The sequence below is a fragment of the Lelliottia jeotgali genome, assembly GCF_016771845.1.
GTDB classification, from domain to species: domain Bacteria; phylum Pseudomonadota; class Gammaproteobacteria; order Enterobacterales; family Enterobacteriaceae; genus Enterobacter; species Enterobacter jeotgali.
Map to the genome: position 1 here is coordinate 55,438 of NZ_JAENMQ010000011.1, position 15,689 is coordinate 71,126.

The window sequence follows — 15,689 nt, forward strand, 5'->3', positions numbered from 1 at the left end:
GGGTAGTTATGCGCCAACTCGCTATTGATGTATTACAAAATCATGATAGACACATTCTGGTCACGGGTGATTCGGGTTCAGGGAAAACCACACTGTTAGCAGAATTGAGAACGGTCGACGGTGGCTCCCGGTACTATCACTTCCCGGATCTGAATACTGGGAAAAAACGCTGGGAGCTTTGTGATGACAACTTTGATGATTTTGATTTCCTGAACACGCCGGAGCGAACCTTAATTCTAGATGGCGTCACCGCAGGTGATGCATCGGGTAATTCGAAAGTTCTGCATTTTATCAGGACAGCAAGAAAGCATGGGAAACGCCTTATTGTTAGCGTATATCCGACGGAAGTCATGCAGCTCAAACCATTATTCGGTGCGGTTATAACTTTATCCGGTGGTTTTAAGAGCGACAGAACCTGTGCTGTAGAACTCCTTTCTTAAAGAATGGCCCCGTCGTGTGTGCGGGGCCATATTCCAAAAGCGCGATGACGATCATTTACTGAGACACGCTTCTCTTTCCGGCTGCTAATCCCGTGCAGACTGTGCAGGACTCCCCATCAGCTGCTGAGATGATTGAAATTGCACCACGCCAAAAAAGATTCCGTGCTTTTAATACCCCAGCTCATTGCGATGGTGCTGAGCATATTCTCTCCCATATCCATCATCGCCTTCTGGTGATTGAGCATGGCATTACTGTCCGTGGCCATGTAGGTGTTTTTGTCCATCACGTCCTTCAGTTCAGCAGACGCCTGCCTGTACTGCGATGAGCTCTTCATCGTCTGGGTCGCTTCGGTACGGGCATTTTCAGGTGGGGTGTTGTTCGCCAGTAGATTAGTGAACTGCATCGCAGCAACGCCCAGTGGGATCTTGGTCGTGGCACAGAAATCCATCACTTTTTGCTGGTCAGAAGACGTCCCGGCATGAGCCTGGAAGCTACAGACGGATGCGAGTACAAAACCGATAAGCGTTCGTTTCATTATTCTCTCTCTGGTTACGAAGGTGTCCGGGTTTTCCGGCAGCGGTGTGATATGTATCGGCAGCTGCTGCCACTTACTTCAGGCAGAAATGATATCAGTCTGGCCCACGGACGGTGTCGCGTCATCCTGCAATTCACGAAGACGAGCATCATAGATCTCACTGCCGATGATGTTCCCGTCAATGCCGAGCCCGACAAGAAGCTTCAGACTTTTGCTGTACGAAAGGACAACCAGCCCGTGGAGGGCCATGGTGTGGCAGGAAATCCGAAAGTTGGAGCTGTGGATCTCCTGCCCCCGGTGGGCATTGATAAGGGACAGCAGGCGAGTGCTTGCAACCGGGCCTTTGTTCCCCCGGACCCTCAGGGCATAGAGAACAAACAGGATGTCTTTCTGAATCGCCGAAATTCGCATTGTGACAGGTGACCTCTGTGTTTACGTGCCGGAACGCCAGCACCCAAGTGTTAGTGTTCTGGCTGATGAGCGGGCGCAAGTCTGAAGCGATAGCCGCAGCCGCGCTCAATCCGGGCTCCCGCGTTCAGACCGCTTTCAATGTCTGTCGCGGCGGCGTCCAGATAGTCGGCGAGGGAACTGACCGGGACTGCTACAGGGCATTGTGCTGACAGCGTAAGCAGAGAAAAAGGCTGGTGGACATCGACGGGTACCGGCGGTGGCGGTGCATACTGGCCGCGACTGTCCATCGGATACACGCTCGGAATGTCAGACAGGTTTACCGTTAGCACGGCCCGTTGCTCATCGAGCCCGGTATGCCCCATGGTACTGCGCTCCATGAGATCGCCACCCGGTACCGGTAAAGGCAGCTGTCTTACCAGCACTGCCCGGGAACGGATGCATCGGGCGATATCCCGGGAATGGCATCCCGCATCAGCAGTGATCACCAGCTTCAGTTGCTGTACCGCACCGCCCGATTGCAATTCATCCTTACCGCTGACTATTCCCCCCGTAGCCACCAGAGCCCGTTCAAGCAGCAGCCTGGCCGGAATAACGCTATTCCTGATAAGGAAATATCCGATCAGACCGACAATTGCAGCAACTGACCAGATAACCTCAACCCACATTGACCATGGCCCCTCTGGTAAACCGGTATTTCCTTGTGGCAACCTCGCTTTCCGGACGGCTTGCATCAAGAAGTGGGTCATTAATGGGAACCCCCATGCCAGATGTCGCATTTGCCGTCAGACGCCGGAATTCATTTTCACAAAACTCGATCAGTCGGCCCATCACTTCGTCAAGCAGATCACCCATTGCGTCATTTTTCTTGTCGGCTAGCTTTTGCATTTTTTGTGCGCCTTCTCTGGTTAAAGGTACCTGTTTGTTTATGCTACCGAAACCCAATATGCGGCAAATCTCCGCCAGGGAATGAGGGAAAATCGTTTTGCTCCGGCGATCTTACTGTAATGACGAAGAGACTTTTTCCGGATAAGGACCTTATTTTGCTGGTAAAAAGGATGAAGGCGGATTTATCTAATGCTGGCTGACTCGGGGCTGTCGGCGTCTGGATCAGGGATACCGGTCTGGAGCAGGACAGATTTTCATCTCCCGGATGTCCCCATAAGCCGTGTGGGCGAATTAGAGAGGGCTGGCAACCGGAAAAAAGGTAGTTTATGACAGGCCTGCACGTGGGTCCGGGCTTTTACCGGGCGGCGGTTAAATATATGGACGGGTAACCCTGACGCCGCCGAATTTACCCGCCCGCGCCAGTCGAGCTTGCCCTGTCCGCATCAATGCCCCCGGTGTAACGGTGCGCCGCCCCCCTCCCTGTTTATTTCCCGGATGAACGCCGTTGCCGTTTGACATCGGATAGCGCAAGAAAAAAGGGCTTCCCCGAAGAGAAGCCCTTTCAAAAGGTGCCGCAAGGATTTAGCCAGCCAACATCGCGACCGAAAAGCGGGGGATCGCTCCCCCGCTCCCAGCTACTTACCGGATTCGTAGGCCATCACAGCAGCAAATTCCCGTCCTCCGTCTTTAAGCCGTACTTCGCAGAGCGAAGCTCGGGTAAGCCAGGTGAATACCAGCAGCGTGATACACACTATCAGTACGCACAACAGAACGGTTATCTGCGGCAGTTTCATGGTCTACTTCTCCTTGCCAAATGGCAGGTAAGAGGCTAACATCATGTTGTCTAGACATTCGGATTGCCTCGGTTAATTGAAAAATTACTCGGGGCTTTCTTCTTTATGCCACAACCAACAGTAAACCGCAGACCGGAGCATAAAGCCTCCAGCACCAAAGCCATTATACCCAATTGCTTCTCACGCCTAATACTTATTCAGCAAATAAATCAGAATCTTGCCTTTAGTCTGGCGAAACGACTCGCGGTCGAAGTTCCCTCTGTTGCCCGACTATTCATCTGGAATTTTCGAAAGATTTTCTTTGCCGGTTGCCACCTCCTGTCGACAACGGCTTCGCATGGGTAAGAGGACCCGTTTTCTTCTGTGATCCTTTTCCGGGCCACGCTGGAGGAGAAGGTTTGGTGGGAGCTGGAGGTAAAGCAGGAATGGAAATGCCTGACAGCATGGATTCGTTCACGGCTAAACTGGCCGTATCCGTGAATGCCGGTATCCGGCCAGCCTGGTAAAACAGACTGGCGCCAGTTTATGATGACCTGTCCGCATTCGCCCTGAGTGCTTCAAGCCCGGACGGAGTCAGCTTAAGGCGGTAGTAGCGTCCCTTTTCCAGCACAGATGGTCGCCCCTCTATTTCTGTCAGCCCCAGGCGAAACAGCACCGGGGTGCTGCGACAGCAGATATCATCCGGTCGGCCCATAAACGTGCGCAGTTCCAGTGCGCGTCGGAAGTCCCCATTAATCGCGTATTTTGTTCCGGATGCCATCCGACGCAGAACATAAACCTGAGCCATGGTGAGTCCCGAAAAGCAGGCAGGTGCAGTCATTGAAGCCCCATATTGATGCGGCAGACGCTAACCGGATCTGCCGCCTGATTAACCCTACGCGTTGAGCAGTTTCACGTCCGTTGCAGTGATACTTAGGCGCAATTCTTTGGCACCAGACGCTACGGTGTGGTGAAGCCACGCAAAAGGATGGTCATGCTCCCATCATCCCCATCCATAGCAATACGGGCCTCTGCATGCCAGTCAGCATCTGTTCTGGCGTCATTAGTGAATTAGACATGTTTTTCCTCCGCTAGAATCTCATCAATGATGCGATTTACAACCCAGCTGCTTATGCATTTACGCGATGGCATGCGTTTATATCGACCGCCCCGGCCGTTACGCTGCCCTCGCTGAGCATTCCATCGGCGAAAAACGGCATCGTTAATTTTTGGCTTCAGTTGTGAAGTGTTCATGCTGCATGCTCCTGTTCCTGAGCTGACAGTACCAGAAGGCGGGTCGCTGCGAGCAGCGTGGCAACATCTTCGGGCAACAATGCCCCATGCGAATCGACAGCATTCTGCAAACTCTGGAAACACGCCGTGACATCCCCGCCAGACAGCGAATTCACCCTGGCGAGAATAGCCTGAGCGGTGACCACCGCCGGATAGATGTCTTCGGACGTGGTGTTGTCGACGTCGTTATCGAAAATAAGGTCTGAGTCGCAATTAATATTATCTTCAAGCCATGTGGAGAGTATTCCAAGAAAATTTACGACGTGTTCAATGTGCATATTATCGCCCTCGGTTAATGTAGAGTAATAATACTAAAGTTACTTTTCCAGCTAATAACTTGAGAGAAGAGATTGCGTAAATAATTTATTTCCATTTTAATTCATTAATATGGACGCATTTATAATTAATCAGGAAATAAAAAGTAAATCTTCCCAGAGATCAGTTAATAAAAGAACAAGTGCCAGTACTCTCTTTTCCCGGATGCGACTTCGCCCCTCTGTTCACCATAAACTGGTGGGTAACCAGGCAGGCGCATCGTTTTTCCACGGACCAAGATGTCGTTATCCAGCAAATCACTGGAAAATACCGTTCAGGATGCTGACCCGCGCCTTTGCCGCCAGGCAGGACTCAAGAGAGCCCCCTCTACACGCCGCCTTATGGCTAAATCCTAATCAAAAAAGTTGCAAAATAGTGTAGTATTAATATGATACTCGAACTGACAACCACTTGTACGACGAGGGTTTTCAGTAAACACCTGAATACTTTAGAATACTTTGAACACTGGAGGTGAATATGATTACGCATTCTCGATTCACTATCGCTGATAGCTCATCGCTTTTGGGCTACTTGCGTGTACCTGGCGTTCAGGGAAGCTTTGAAATTCGGTCTTTCATGGACCGCGTAAAACGCCCTCGTTTTATTGTCGTCCATGAGAACTGGCATGATGCTGGCCGCCGTGAGCGTATTGCTCCAGTCGTCATTATGCAGTTCGAGGCTGATGGACATAAAGAGTGCATTGATCAGCAAGCTGAAACTTCATTTAAAGGACAGGATCTGGCTGGGTTAAGCCGCCGGGCCATGGAGTTTTTGAAAAACTTTGAACATGGCTCATTGGCATGTCACCACTAGTCATTGCAGAACACAACAAAAAGCTTTTCTGGCCTGACGATCTTGACGAACCAGGCCAGTCCTACCAGAAATTAGCGAATATCAAAGATGATGGCGGCGATGAATACGAAGTTATCCTGGAGGATGACGGCGGAGAAATGGCTCGTCTTTATCTACGGCATATAAAAACCAACTCGGTAGCTGCCAACTACCTGTTGGAGTTCGGACTTACACCACCAGACGATTTACCCGGACGCATTCCGCAGGTTACAAGCGTATTTGTTGACGTTGAATACCGCCAGGTACACCTTTCACAGCACGTTTACCGCTTGATCATGAGCCATTATGGCGTGGTGCTCAGCGATACGCATCAGACCTCTGGCGGGATGGTTATCTGGCTGCAAATGGCTGAGGATGACGCTGTGCAGATCAATGTGATGCAGGTACGCGGGAGTCATCTGGAATACCGTCTGATTGATGGCCAGCCAGAGGCTTATATCGGCGACATTGAAAATCTGGAACTCGCTGGCGGCACTATCTGGGGAGATCCAAACCAGGTTATTTCTCAGAAAATTCTTCAGCAAATTGGCTTTGTCCCTGCCTATACCGATAAAAGTAATATCGCCCTGGCTGCTCGCCCTGTTTAAAAAGTACGTTAACCCCTCCATTCGTACGGGATGGCGCAATCACATCGTTCAGGAGAAAGCCAGCACACATAGCCCTTCAGCTGTGATGCGCATTTCCCCCGACAGTCGGGTCTGGCTCCAGTAGCTTATGAGCCCCAGTGATTTGAGCTGGCGGACTATCCTGGTACAGGATTTGTTCCCCCGATACCACTTATAGATTTCCGGCTTCTCTTCGACACGCCGGATACTTGCTCCTGCCGCAATGCTCGCCAGCAGCTCCCGCTGTGGTGTCGTCAGTGTCATGCTGAGAATCTCTTCCTCCAGCACACCTCGTTTCACCAGGCTACGGCAGCGGCCCTGCATCCAGTCTTTAAAGGCCGCCGTGGACTCGGCACCAGTCACACCCTGACGACGCCAGGCTTTCACGGGACCTGCTTCTTTCGGCTGACCCAGAAACGTAGCAATAGCCTTATCGGTCCATAGGCGGTCTTTTAGTCCGGACTTACTGAGCCATGCAGCATGCCATATATCACCTTGCTTCTGCCGCTGGGTTTCGCCATAAGCCCGACGTTCGGCCTCGTTATAGAGATGCCAGCGTCCGTTATAATATGTCATTACATGTCCTCCGCCCTTACCGTGAAGGCTCGTCGCAATCCGGTTCTAACTCGAACTCTTGTGCCATTAGCATCCGTCCTTTTTGGGTTGTCCGGGCTGGATGGGCGATTAGCGGGGTAGTCTTCCCGGTGTGGTCCAGATCGAATTCGCAGCCACATACCCGGCATTCATCCGGCCTTCCGGGCAAGCCCATCTCTCTGACCATCTCAATCTGCACGTCCTTTACCGAGTTACAGACTGGGCAGTTCGCCGAAATAACGGGACCTTCAGGCCACTTCAGATTTTTCATGGCTTCTTCCTTGCAAGGTACGGTGACGGAATGCACCGCAGACGGGTTTCAGATGATGGCAGTATAACCGCAACGGTGGAGTGTTGTTGAGCGCCTGTGCGTCCTCTGTGTTTGACCTGTCATCGCTGGCAGTGGCCCGGTGTCAGGTCAGTACGCCGGTTCAGGCATCAGTAAATGCCGCAGTGAGCTGGTGGCATGCCTCAATCAGGCCCGCACGGGTGTGGGTCCGCAACGCGGCGGCGAGGGATACCCGCAGCGTGGTTTCATCGCAGCCATCCACGGTAAACTGGACAACCTTCGTTTCAAGCCGCCCCATGGCCTCATAGAGTTTTGCATCGGGGTTACTACGCATAAACCGCAGCATGTAGTCTGCGATGATCCGCACTGCCGCCCGGTTCGGGTCGGAAATGACTCTGCGATCCCGTGGTACGGTGCTCGGTTTGAATACAGACATTATTTTTCCTCCGGATGCTGTTGCACCGTAGCCTGTTGTGGATCAGCGCTGACAAAGGGCTTCTTCATGAAGAGATACATCGCCCCGTCACGGGAAAAGCGACACTGATTCGACTCAATCACGGCATCCAGATGCGCAGGATCGGTCCGCAGGCGTTTAATCACGGTCTGGCGGTAAAGCAGTCGGGGGATGTGGTGAGCGCTGTTAATCACGGCATTCAGGTCTCGGCGAAAGTCATACTTCGCTACTTTCATGCTGGTCTGTAGTGCGGCATATTCCACGGCAATCACACTGGCCCGGGCAACGGCCTGCTGGTGGGTCGTGAGCTGACTGTAAGCGAAAAGTTCCGGGGTCATCTTTTATTCCTTTAGTGGGCTTTTCACTATTTTAAAGGGTTGTCTCCTCAGGCTAATAATCGGCCGGAAAATAAAATGACAATAACAATAGAAATATTCTTTCCGCAGTCATGAGGGCTTAAGAACAAAATAGAAAATTCACATCCATCTATTTTAATTAGTATTGAAAAATACCGGTCAGGCGCGAAAATTGATATACGTTAGCCACAGGCTGAATTACTGCCTGAGTCGGATAAGAAAAGTAGCTTTTCCTGCCCCGGATTGGCCCAACTACTTTTTTCCCGGATGCGGGTTATTGCCCCACGTCAGCCGACAGCGATTTAAGCAGAGCGTGAATGTATTCTTTGTGCTCCATGCTTTGTGCCACCCCGGCAAAATTCACCATGGCAAAATACTCCACGATTTCACTCCGCGTTGCATTGCCTAACTCAATTGCGGGTAGTGACGCGTGGCCGAACGCCAGCTGCTCGCCACGGGTCAGTTCTGACCACATGACCGGCCCCTCCGAAAGCATAAGGGGGATAGCGTCTGTAATAAAAAGCCGAAGCGTTGTAATCCGCTGCTTGCCATCCACCACTTCAATATACGGACCGTCCACAACACCCCAGTCCGATTTTTTGGCCAGTGCGATGTGGCCCAGTGGAAAGCCCTGGATCGCCGCCATCAGAAATGCCTGTTGCTCAGCCGCACCCCAAACGTAATCACGCTGATAATCCCCATCAAGAAACAGCGCTCCGTGCTTTAGCCAGTGAATATAGCTTTCAATGCAAATGGGTTTGGTTGTACATGAAAAACGGTGCAATGCACGAATGCGGTTTGCCTGAGTGATGTCTGTGCGGGCCATACGTTGTCCAATTTTGTTAAACGGGCAGGCATCAATGCCTGCACTGGCAGCATAACAAATCCAAACCAGTGGCTAATAAACCAGGTACGCCCAAAGTAAATTAAACCAGGCTACTCAAACAGGACGTGGGTAATCTATATGCCTGTACTTCTAATGTTGAAGTTGAATACGACGAAGAGGACTGGCATTAAGTTGTGAATTATCCCGACCTAAACAGGTCTGGATGATTCACAGCATCCCGCATTATTAGCAGACTGCGGCCCTCAATAATAATTTGTCTTCATAAGGTTTACTCGACGGGTTAGCAGCCTGAACAACCATAACAATCCCCCACCCAGCAGTAAAACCCCAGCTCCCATGAATGCGGATAACGCCCCCAATTTGGAAAGAAATGCAGATATGGAGAACCGCTTCGATTTATAATGCTTTGCACCACTCGACATTATTTCATTATAAGCTACCATCTCCAGCGCATAGCGAACTTGCCCCGGTACATTAGCGAAAGGAACATTAGTATTATAGCCATTAATCACTTTTTTAATAGCAGTAATATCCGGCTTCCCCTCTTTTATTCCTATCTGTGCTACAACATAATCAAATGGTAGAAAACCAGGTTTCGCTTTGGGATTTGAGCTTTTAATATAATCAAGAAGGTGCACGTAATTGTTGTCATCGAGTAACTTCTCAATTTTTCTTTCTGCACCTTCACCTCTATTAATCACACCACCATCAGCAAGAACTCCTAATATCTTAGGAGTTAAAAAGAGTAATACAATCATGATTACTTTTAATGGGAAAATGCCACCAAATTCACGCTTTGAAATTGCAAAGTAAAGCATAAAACACGCGAGTAAAACTTGGGGTATTGTTAATGCGTTATATATTGGTTGCGTATCCCAAACCACCTTTATTACATCCATAGTGGAATTTATTCAAAGCGAAGCTCCGGGCGTGCTCGCTTCGGTGCGGATAATTGACTCAGGGACATCTAATGAAAAAGTCGATTTAGATGGTAAAAAGGTCGGAGAAAACAGTTTAGTCACAATGCCAATCAAGACTAAATGAATGCCCAACATAGCCAGAAATTTACCTACTCTTCTTGCCAAGGTAGCGCGACTTGTGAGTGCCAGCATTTTAATAAAAAAATTTTGCTCAATCATAACTTAACCTCTATGTACGAAATTTTCCTTAAGAAAAATCACTCGACGGCGAATCTGCCTGACCCACAACAGAATGCTTGCCCCGAGCAACAGCAACCCGCTCCCGGTAAGTCCCACCTGCTTGCTGGTATCAGAGTAGTAGGCCACATCCGTGCTTTGCTTTGTCAGATCATTGCCTCTGCATTCCTCAGCAGACCGGGTAATACCCCGTTCGTCAGCTCTGCTACTGTAGGAATGCTGGCGTCCTCTGTACCGTTCATAAAGACCTCTGATATGATTTTTACCCGCCCTACCAGCGGCGAATTCGGGTGTTAAGGCTTGCACATTTTCCCGAAATCCGCCTTACGCCAGTCAGTTAGCGCCCAGTTTATGGGAAAGTGATGTTATCGGGGATAACTGATTTTCAAATAATCCGGCGGACCCGAAAAATTTCGTGACCACCGGGCCAGCCATCCTGCCCCGTCTTTACGGCGTTTTCACACGCTGATGACGATGGCATTCGCAACCTGGGGAAGGCGATTTTCCGGCCCCAGTCGCACATGGCTGAGGCGATCTGAAGACATGGTCATCGCCCGGAACCCAGCAATACGGGAACGCACCAGCTCCCCCCAGGCGTAATGCTCCCAAACATCATTCACCAGATCAGGCTGACGCAACAGGCGTGACTCCATTATCGGTGCAATATCGACCGGGGCCAGATCGGCATAGTCCGGGTGAACCCGTCGGCCTTGCGGCTCGCCCACCTGGTAGTAGGCTTCCGCCAGCAGTACATCATGTGACACAAGATCAAACTCATCGTCGTCAACGTAGGTTGTCAGGTTATAGGAGAGTTTGCCAAAGCCCTCAATCGCCCAGACGGCTTGCATCGTAAACTCAGTCAGCGGTCGGGGGGATTTCACCAGAAAGCCGTTAAGCGCCTTGCGGCCCTTCAGCATGCCCACGCAGTAGCTTTTGTTGGCATACGGCTTCATGGTGGCCAGCTCCTGCGTCGTGAGGCTGAGCGACAGCTCCGGCACGGATATGGACTCCAGAGTGCATAGGTTGGCCATGGGGTGCAAAATTTTGGGGACGAGATGCAGATACACGATAACCTCCTGTTCAGAATCAGTCCGACGTGGGGAATTACACCTGTTCTTCCGGTTCAGGCTGATTGATAAACCCGTATTTCACACCGCCGGGAACACCCACAGCACTGGCAATGGCTTCACACAGGCGTGATAAATCGTTGAGGGTCATGTTGTACTCAATATCGACCGAATAGAGCTCCCCGGCATTCGCCGCGTCCTCCAGGTTATCATGCCGGGAGCTGAAGATAGCCACAATCTGGGATTCAGGTGCGCACATAATGTTTTTCCTTCTGGGGTAAGAAGCCTCCCGACATCAGGAGGCTTTTGATTAAGATTCAGCGGTGTCGTTCGCTGGTTTTTTACCTTCCGCTGCCCGAGCTACCAGCGTCCCGAGGACAATGAACAGCACGACCAGACTGTAAAAGACCGGGTCAGAAACTGCGTCGGTTGCCGTCGAAAAAATGCGAAGCCCGAGCAAAAGAAGACACAAGAACAGCACACCGCGAACCAGAGGAGTAAAGTAACTTTTCATATCGTTTACCTTAACGGGTTAAAATGCATCACAATTACATCACAACTATTCATGCTGATTTTCTGCGATAACCACTCATATCGCTGCTATCGCAACGCCGTGCGGGTCAGTCCTGCCAGACGCTGCCGGATAAGCCTTCTGATCAGTGGTTTTAACAACGTGGCCAGCGCAACTGGCTGTGCATCCAGAGTGCGAAACCCAGTGCGAATCGTCCGTCCGTGCTGGGTCAGCAGACGCAGGTTCCACAGTGCTCCGGTAAAGGCATCCTCCGTTCCAGCCTGAAGGCAGTGTCGCACCGTGGCGAGTGACTGATTTCGGCTCAGTCTGAAATAGCGACGGTCTTCTGGCGGGCGCTGAGCGCCAGCGATCCCCTGTAGCCGCAGATGGCAGTGCGTTAAAATGGCGTCGGTCAGTTGTTCCGTCAGAACAGCGGCAGCGGCGGTGTCGGCCTCGCGGACTTCCCGCAACAGTGACTGTGTCAGCGCGTTTCCCAGGGACGTGTGGTTGGACTGATGCAGTTCTGCGCACAGCGCCACGCTGCTCCAGAACCGCCATTTCTTCATCTGACGTGTTATGCGTCGTGCCACCAGGTCACGGTATGCGGCATCGTTCAGCACCAGGTACTGCTGGCTGTCAAGCACTGCTGGGAGACTGCGTTTCGCGGTCAGCCCGACCCGCTGATAGCGTTGACCCCGCTGAGCCAGTTTGTGGTAAAGCGATCCCTTCCCTTTTGCCAGGCGGACTGCCCCGTAGCGCAATAGGTAGTGCGCCGCGTAGCATGATGACAGACCACCCTCGGACACCCGCTGGCGTAAGTCGTCGTACTCATGCCAGATGACCCATGCAGCCGCATCGGCATCGACGGTGACTTCTTCCTCCTCATCAAACGCCACAATGGCCTTTTTCCCGGTTGCCGTAGCCAGCGTTCGTGCCGCCCGTTCATCCCGCTCACCCTCAAAATAGACGGAGGCGGTGAGCGGATCGGTCAGACCGTCGGTATCACACTCTTGCTGCCATCCCGGTACACGCAGCCACAGTGGTGCAGGCATCGGGGTACGGGGGACGGCGGAGATTACGGGCTCATCCTCTAGAAGATCCAGCTCTCCGCGCTCCCATACCCGCCGGTAAATAGCGATGGCCCGGAACGGCTCCGGGTTATAGCAGTGCAGAGACCAGAGGAAATCCACATAGAGGACGCTCTGCTCTTCCACCAGACGAAACTGAGGGGCGCTCATGCGCCGTTGGTGCGGCGTATCGGGCAGCTCGCCTGAACGCAGCTTCTCACCCACAGCCGCCGCCCGTCGGTCCTCGGCATAATCCAGACTGCAACAGATGTGGAATAACCGTTCGGTCAGCCCGGAAGAAAATACGTTGGGCTGTAGGCGAATGAATCCGCCTTCAAACAGGGTGCGTCCGACGTAATCCCGCATGCTCCAGTCATACTGGATCTTGGTCAGGTATCGTTGTAGCCGGTTCAGTCCGCCCTGATACCCGTACTTCTCAGGATTGGTGTTGATCAGGGTTTCCATCGAGCGGTCGATACCGATGGCGGTACAAAGTGAGCAGCCGTAACGTGCTCCGCAGGCAGACGCCGAAGAGGACGTTTTCTCCGGGCTCCAGATACATTCTCCGGTCGCATCCTTATACAGTTCGGCAAGGACGAAATTATCCGGCTGGAAACCCGGCAGCGGGAAACGGGCATCCGAGCCGCTGGCTGTGAGAAATGTCCAGATGTCCTGCGTGCTCCACTCCTTGACCGGATACAGTTCACCCCCGTGGGCGGTGCGAGTCACTCGCGTGGCCTTTCCCCCCATCCGGGCAATGTTACCGGCCCGCTGGTGGCCTTCTGCATCCCGAGAGCCCAGCATCAGGCAGACTTTCTCACGCACCGATGCCGGTAGGCCTTTCAGATAACGGGCCTTCGCCTGTCGCATCGGCAAGATCTTGAAATCGTTGGAGCAGAGGCGGGACGCCGAGTTTGTGTACGTCGGCAATCCGCGTCCGGTGAGGACGCGCCCAACCCAGCTCTGGGTCAGAGACGGACGGGCAACGAGGATCGTCACCGGCAGGCCCTGCACATCAATGAACGCCTGAAGGGCGTCCAGTACCTGCGTGGCGTGGTAGTGCATCTCCGGGTTTTCGATGAGCGTATCGGCGGATTGAATGAAGTGGTACTGGCTGACGTTCGTGCCGTTGCGGACGGCCCGTACCAGCGCCATCAGAAACAGGTGGAGCACGGCGGTGGAGTCCTTGCCGCCGCTAAAGCCAACGGAACACGTCCAGCCCAGCGTGATGGCCTCATAAATCGACGCCGTGGCAATCCCAATGCGTTCTGCGATACTGACTGGCTCTTTGGCATCGGTGTAGTTCAGATCCGCGTTGGTTTGCAGCGTCTGCCAGACAGCAGACCATTTATCCTCAACCCATAACGACGCATTCGCCGCCGGATTAACAAAATGGTCTGTTGTCTGACGCACATTATTTAATACGGATTCAGTGTACATAATTATTGCCCACAATTAATCGATCTGTGTGATGGGATTATTTAATATTCCGGCGCAAAACAAAGCAATGGATTAAATAAAAAATAATTAAATCCGTCGGCGTCATATTTAAAAATCAATGTTAATTAAAACTCTTAAATAATACGGGCGAACACCGCCCGTATAATAGCCAGATTTGAAATTACGAATAATTGACTTCGTTAAATAAATATACTGGGTTGTCCAGGGCTTCCAGCGGAATAGTCGGGGTGTGCAGTGCCATATCATCCCCGCAGTGGCGGGGAACGGCGGCAAGCATAAAGCCCGATTCAAAAACCCGGATGAGTGGGCATCCACCCGCTTGCCCTGCGCTTCAATTAACGCGCTCAATGCCACCTGCTGCTCACTATCCAGGACGGAAAGGCGCTCGGCCTGAAGGGTCCCAAGCGCCGTATCTTCATCACAGTCAGACCAGACTGCACCAAATTCATTCAGCTCTGCCAGCAGCAGGTTGTGCTCCTTCACCAGGACCGCCACTTTCCGGATGCGAGAGGCAAGCGCATCATCAATCACAAGGCTGACCAGCTCCGGATACCCGGAGGCAAATTCATTGACGCTAGAAACGGTAGACACAATAAGCTTGTTCATAAGCTCTCCTGTGCCCGCCGCAACCGGCGAGCAGATTAAGGGGTTAGCAAGTGGCAGATTAAAGGGCGTCGATAGACGGAAGGATTCGACGAATTCCGTCGAATTCAAAGGCCGTCAGTTCGGTCACTTTGTCCAGCTTGAGATAGACCCCTTTGCCTTTGGTTGGTTGGGAGAAATATCCATTCAATTGAATGACATCAGGAAGCGATCCAAGCTTCGACAGCGCCACGGCACGGGCATCATCGGTGGACTTGCAGGCCATCAAATAAGAAGCTTCGATCTTTTCACTGCCGTTATGATGCACAATGCTGCACAGAGCGTATTTCAGACCGTCCTGATGTGCTTTATGCATCGTCTGAGTGAAACGGTAGCGATCCAGATACTGGTATCCCCGAGCAGTGACCAAAACAATAATGCCGCCGAATTCATCAAGCCGTGGCTTATCACAGGTGAATGCCGCGCTGATTTCCACCATGTCCGGCAGTTCAAAGACAGCGAGGACAGCATGTGTCAGGCCAATGGCGACATCCACGTCAATGGACTCTTCATGAAAGACTGCCAGCCCGTTGGGCGTAATTTCAGTTGCCAGTTCCATCAGCAGGTTTTCATCCGGGCAATCTGGTTGTGAGAAGGAAGGTTTCTGGCTGTGAACTTCAGGATGTTCAAGCACAATGCGCGCAATCAGCTTTTCGAGCAGGGTCAGCGACTCCGGAGACTTTTCGAGTAAAGCATTTCCCTCTTTAACAGAACCTTCGGTAATAAAGTTAATGGCAGTTTCAACCATTGCCGCCTGTTCGGCATTGCAGGGGATTAGAAAGGATGCCGAAGTATAATTATTTGCCATGGTGAATTCCTTTGATGTAAATGCATTTGCTTTCGATGAATTAATCATATCTGAATGCACTCACTGGCTAATAACCAGAACTCAAAACAATTGAAATATTTCCAAGAAGGTTAATGCGCTCTAAAAATAACTAGAAATAAGTCTTGCCCGGATTAATGATGGTGCTGTTAAAGAGATTCGTTAATTATATTAGACGGGGATTAAATTAAGTAAATAACGTCGCCGTTCTGAACGGCAAAACGCGATGGTTACAATAGACCGACGATAAGATACTTCAGCCCCAGGAGTAGCGGCAAATTCTTTCCTGCATTCGGCACACAAGAATT

22 protein-coding genes and 1 pseudogene are annotated in these 15,689 nt (G+C 51.6%); 3 read left to right on the forward strand and 20 right to left on the reverse strand.

Features of this window, described 5'->3' with window-relative positions:
* Positions 1-8 precede the first annotated feature (8 nt).
* Positions 9-440 carry an ATP-binding protein gene (locus JBO43_RS17885; protein ID WP_202668429.1) on the forward strand — a complete coding sequence of 144 codons (432 nt, stop codon included), beginning with the start codon at positions 9-11 and terminating at the stop codon, positions 438-440.
* Between the two features lie 116 nt (positions 441-556).
* Here the strand turns inward: JBO43_RS17885 and JBO43_RS17890 are convergent, their stop codons facing one another.
* The 8 genes and pseudogenes from JBO43_RS17890 to JBO43_RS17920 all read right to left on the reverse strand — a co-directional run bounded on the left by JBO43_RS17890 (position 557) and on the right by JBO43_RS17920 (position 4,616).
* Positions 557-976, reverse strand: a complete 420-nt coding sequence (locus JBO43_RS17890) for a hypothetical protein (RefSeq protein WP_202668430.1) — start codon at positions 974-976, stop codon at positions 557-559.
* 78 nt (positions 977-1,054) lie between these two features.
* A complete protein-coding gene (locus tag JBO43_RS17895) occupies positions 1,055-1,387 on the reverse strand; it encodes a chromosome segregation protein ParM (RefSeq protein ID WP_202668431.1) in 333 nt (110 codons plus the stop codon).
* A 50-nt stretch (positions 1,388-1,437) separates the two neighbouring features.
* Complete coding sequence (locus JBO43_RS17900) at positions 1,438-2,052, reverse strand: hypothetical protein (protein WP_202668432.1); 615 nt, start codon at positions 2,050-2,052, stop codon at positions 1,438-1,440.
* Positions 2,042-2,272, reverse strand: coding sequence for a hypothetical protein (locus JBO43_RS17905; RefSeq protein ID WP_202668433.1), 231 nt, complete (start codon positions 2,270-2,272; stop codon positions 2,042-2,044). The genes JBO43_RS17900 and JBO43_RS17905 overlap by 11 nt, the downstream gene beginning before the upstream one ends.
* Before the next feature lie 635 nt (positions 2,273-2,907).
* Positions 2,908-3,066 carry a type I toxin-antitoxin system Hok/Gef family toxin gene (locus JBO43_RS17910; protein WP_202668434.1) on the reverse strand — a complete coding sequence of 53 codons (159 nt, stop codon included), beginning with the start codon at positions 3,064-3,066 and terminating at the stop codon, positions 2,908-2,910.
* Positions 3,023-3,124: pseudogene (locus tag JBO43_RS23030) on the reverse strand (DUF5431 family protein); the annotation flags it as partial. The pseudogene JBO43_RS23030 and the gene JBO43_RS17910, both read right to left, overlap by 44 nt.
* A 465-nt stretch (positions 3,125-3,589) precedes the next feature.
* A complete protein-coding gene (locus tag JBO43_RS17915) occupies positions 3,590-3,853 on the reverse strand; it encodes a hypothetical protein (protein ID WP_237730107.1) in 264 nt (87 codons plus the stop codon).
* 442 nt (positions 3,854-4,295) lie between these two features.
* The gene (locus JBO43_RS17920; protein ID WP_202668436.1) at positions 4,296-4,616 is read right to left on the reverse strand and encodes a hypothetical protein; all 321 of its coding nucleotides are present in this window, start codon (positions 4,614-4,616) and stop codon (positions 4,296-4,298) included.
* Between the two features lie 514 nt (positions 4,617-5,130).
* On the opposite strand from JBO43_RS17920, the gene JBO43_RS17925 reads away from it, so the two are divergent.
* Together JBO43_RS17925 and JBO43_RS17930 are read left to right on the forward strand one after the other, a co-directional pair.
* Positions 5,131-5,466 (forward strand): hypothetical protein, encoded by a 336-nt coding sequence (locus JBO43_RS17925; protein ID WP_202668437.1) that lies wholly within the window; start codon positions 5,131-5,133, stop codon positions 5,464-5,466.
* The gene (locus JBO43_RS17930) at positions 5,454-6,092 is read left to right on the forward strand and encodes a hypothetical protein (RefSeq protein ID WP_202668438.1); all 639 of its coding nucleotides are present in this window, start codon (positions 5,454-5,456) and stop codon (positions 6,090-6,092) included. The genes JBO43_RS17925 and JBO43_RS17930 overlap by 13 nt, the downstream gene beginning before the upstream one ends.
* Positions 6,093-6,140: 48 nt before the next feature.
* Here the strand turns inward: JBO43_RS17930 and JBO43_RS17935 are convergent, their stop codons facing one another.
* From JBO43_RS17935 to JBO43_RS17990, 12 genes are all read right to left on the reverse strand, one after another.
* Positions 6,141-6,686 carry a hypothetical protein gene (locus tag JBO43_RS17935; protein WP_202668439.1) on the reverse strand — a complete coding sequence of 182 codons (546 nt, stop codon included), beginning with the start codon at positions 6,684-6,686 and terminating at the stop codon, positions 6,141-6,143.
* A gap of 449 nt (positions 6,687-7,135) precedes the next feature.
* Complete coding sequence (locus tag JBO43_RS17940; RefSeq protein ID WP_237730108.1) at positions 7,136-7,429, reverse strand: hypothetical protein; 294 nt, start codon at positions 7,427-7,429, stop codon at positions 7,136-7,138.
* Entirely contained in the window at positions 7,429-7,785 is a 357-nt protein-coding gene (locus JBO43_RS17945) for a hypothetical protein (protein ID WP_202668440.1), read from the reverse strand. The genes JBO43_RS17940 and JBO43_RS17945 overlap by 1 nt, the downstream gene beginning before the upstream one ends.
* 292 nt (positions 7,786-8,077) lie before the next feature.
* Complete coding sequence (locus tag JBO43_RS17950) at positions 8,078-8,629, reverse strand: DUF262 domain-containing protein (protein ID WP_202668441.1); 552 nt, start codon at positions 8,627-8,629, stop codon at positions 8,078-8,080.
* Between the two features lie 263 nt (positions 8,630-8,892).
* Positions 8,893-9,549: a hypothetical protein gene (locus JBO43_RS17955; protein WP_202668442.1), complete on the reverse strand. Its 657-nt coding sequence runs from the start codon at positions 9,547-9,549 to the stop codon at positions 8,893-8,895.
* A gap of 12 nt (positions 9,550-9,561) precedes the next feature.
* Positions 9,562-9,789, reverse strand: a complete 228-nt coding sequence (locus JBO43_RS17960) for a hypothetical protein (RefSeq protein ID WP_202668443.1) — start codon at positions 9,787-9,789, stop codon at positions 9,562-9,564.
* A 476-nt stretch (positions 9,790-10,265) separates the two neighbouring features.
* The gene (locus JBO43_RS17965) at positions 10,266-10,874 is read right to left on the reverse strand and encodes a DUF6012 family protein (protein WP_202668444.1); all 609 of its coding nucleotides are present in this window, start codon (positions 10,872-10,874) and stop codon (positions 10,266-10,268) included.
* A gap of 37 nt (positions 10,875-10,911) precedes the next feature.
* The gene (locus JBO43_RS17970) at positions 10,912-11,133 is read right to left on the reverse strand and encodes a hypothetical protein (RefSeq protein WP_202668445.1); all 222 of its coding nucleotides are present in this window, start codon (positions 11,131-11,133) and stop codon (positions 10,912-10,914) included.
* Between the two features lie 51 nt (positions 11,134-11,184).
* Positions 11,185-11,388 carry a hypothetical protein gene (locus tag JBO43_RS17975; RefSeq protein ID WP_202668446.1) on the reverse strand — a complete coding sequence of 68 codons (204 nt, stop codon included), beginning with the start codon at positions 11,386-11,388 and terminating at the stop codon, positions 11,185-11,187.
* A gap of 86 nt (positions 11,389-11,474) precedes the next feature.
* Positions 11,475-13,892, reverse strand: a complete 2,418-nt coding sequence (locus JBO43_RS17980) for a phosphoadenosine phosphosulfate reductase domain-containing protein (protein ID WP_202668447.1) — start codon at positions 13,890-13,892, stop codon at positions 11,475-11,477.
* Positions 13,893-14,000: 108 nt separating this feature from the next.
* Positions 14,001-14,519 carry a hypothetical protein gene (locus JBO43_RS17985; protein ID WP_202668448.1) on the reverse strand — a complete coding sequence of 173 codons (519 nt, stop codon included), beginning with the start codon at positions 14,517-14,519 and terminating at the stop codon, positions 14,001-14,003.
* Positions 14,520-14,577: 58 nt separating this feature from the next.
* The gene (locus tag JBO43_RS17990; RefSeq protein ID WP_202668449.1) at positions 14,578-15,363 is read right to left on the reverse strand and encodes a hypothetical protein; all 786 of its coding nucleotides are present in this window, start codon (positions 15,361-15,363) and stop codon (positions 14,578-14,580) included.
* Positions 15,364-15,689 lie beyond the last annotated feature (326 nt).

Coding starts and splice junctions, on each gene's coding strand:
- JBO43_RS17990 (WP_202668449.1), bottom strand. CDS start 15,363: ATGGCAAATAATTATACTTCGGCATCCTTTCTAATCCCCTGCAATGCC.
- JBO43_RS17900 (WP_202668432.1), bottom strand. CDS start 2,052: ATGTGGGTTGAGGTTATCTGGTCAGTTGCTGCAATTGTCGGTCTGATC.
- JBO43_RS17950 (WP_202668441.1), bottom strand. CDS start 8,629: ATGGCCCGCACAGACATCACTCAGGCAAACCGCATTCGTGCATTGCAC.
- JBO43_RS17905 (WP_202668433.1), bottom strand. CDS start 2,272: ATGCAAAAGCTAGCCGACAAGAAAAATGACGCAATGGGTGATCTGCTT.
- JBO43_RS17935 (WP_202668439.1), bottom strand. CDS start 6,686: ATGACATATTATAACGGACGCTGGCATCTCTATAACGAGGCCGAACGT.
- JBO43_RS17945 (WP_202668440.1), bottom strand. CDS start 7,785: ATGACCCCGGAACTTTTCGCTTACAGTCAGCTCACGACCCACCAGCAG.
- JBO43_RS17885 (WP_202668429.1), top strand. CDS start 9: ATGCGCCAACTCGCTATTGATGTATTACAAAATCATGATAGACACATT.
- JBO43_RS17970 (WP_202668445.1), bottom strand. CDS start 11,133: ATGTGCGCACCTGAATCCCAGATTGTGGCTATCTTCAGCTCCCGGCAT.
- JBO43_RS17975 (WP_202668446.1), bottom strand. CDS start 11,388: ATGAAAAGTTACTTTACTCCTCTGGTTCGCGGTGTGCTGTTCTTGTGT.
- JBO43_RS17955 (WP_202668442.1), bottom strand. CDS start 9,549: ATGGATGTAATAAAGGTGGTTTGGGATACGCAACCAATATATAACGCA.
- JBO43_RS17920 (WP_202668436.1), bottom strand. CDS start 4,616: ATGCACATTGAACACGTCGTAAATTTTCTTGGAATACTCTCCACATGG.
- JBO43_RS17930 (WP_202668438.1), top strand. CDS start 5,454: ATGTCACCACTAGTCATTGCAGAACACAACAAAAAGCTTTTCTGGCCT.
- JBO43_RS17980 (WP_202668447.1), bottom strand. CDS start 13,892: ATGTACACTGAATCCGTATTAAATAATGTGCGTCAGACAACAGACCAT.
- JBO43_RS17910 (WP_202668434.1), bottom strand. CDS start 3,066: ATGAAACTGCCGCAGATAACCGTTCTGTTGTGCGTACTGATAGTGTGT.
- JBO43_RS17960 (WP_202668443.1), bottom strand. CDS start 9,789: ATGATTGAGCAAAATTTTTTTATTAAAATGCTGGCACTCACAAGTCGC.
- JBO43_RS17915 (WP_237730107.1), bottom strand. CDS start 3,853: ATGGCTCAGGTTTATGTTCTGCGTCGGATGGCATCCGGAACAAAATAC.
- JBO43_RS17895 (WP_202668431.1), bottom strand. CDS start 1,387: ATGCGAATTTCGGCGATTCAGAAAGACATCCTGTTTGTTCTCTATGCC.
- JBO43_RS17890 (WP_202668430.1), bottom strand. CDS start 976: ATGAAACGAACGCTTATCGGTTTTGTACTCGCATCCGTCTGTAGCTTC.
- JBO43_RS17985 (WP_202668448.1), bottom strand. CDS start 14,519: ATGAACAAGCTTATTGTGTCTACCGTTTCTAGCGTCAATGAATTTGCC.
- JBO43_RS17925 (WP_202668437.1), top strand. CDS start 5,131: ATGATTACGCATTCTCGATTCACTATCGCTGATAGCTCATCGCTTTTG.
- JBO43_RS17940 (WP_237730108.1), bottom strand. CDS start 7,429: ATGTCTGTATTCAAACCGAGCACCGTACCACGGGATCGCAGAGTCATT.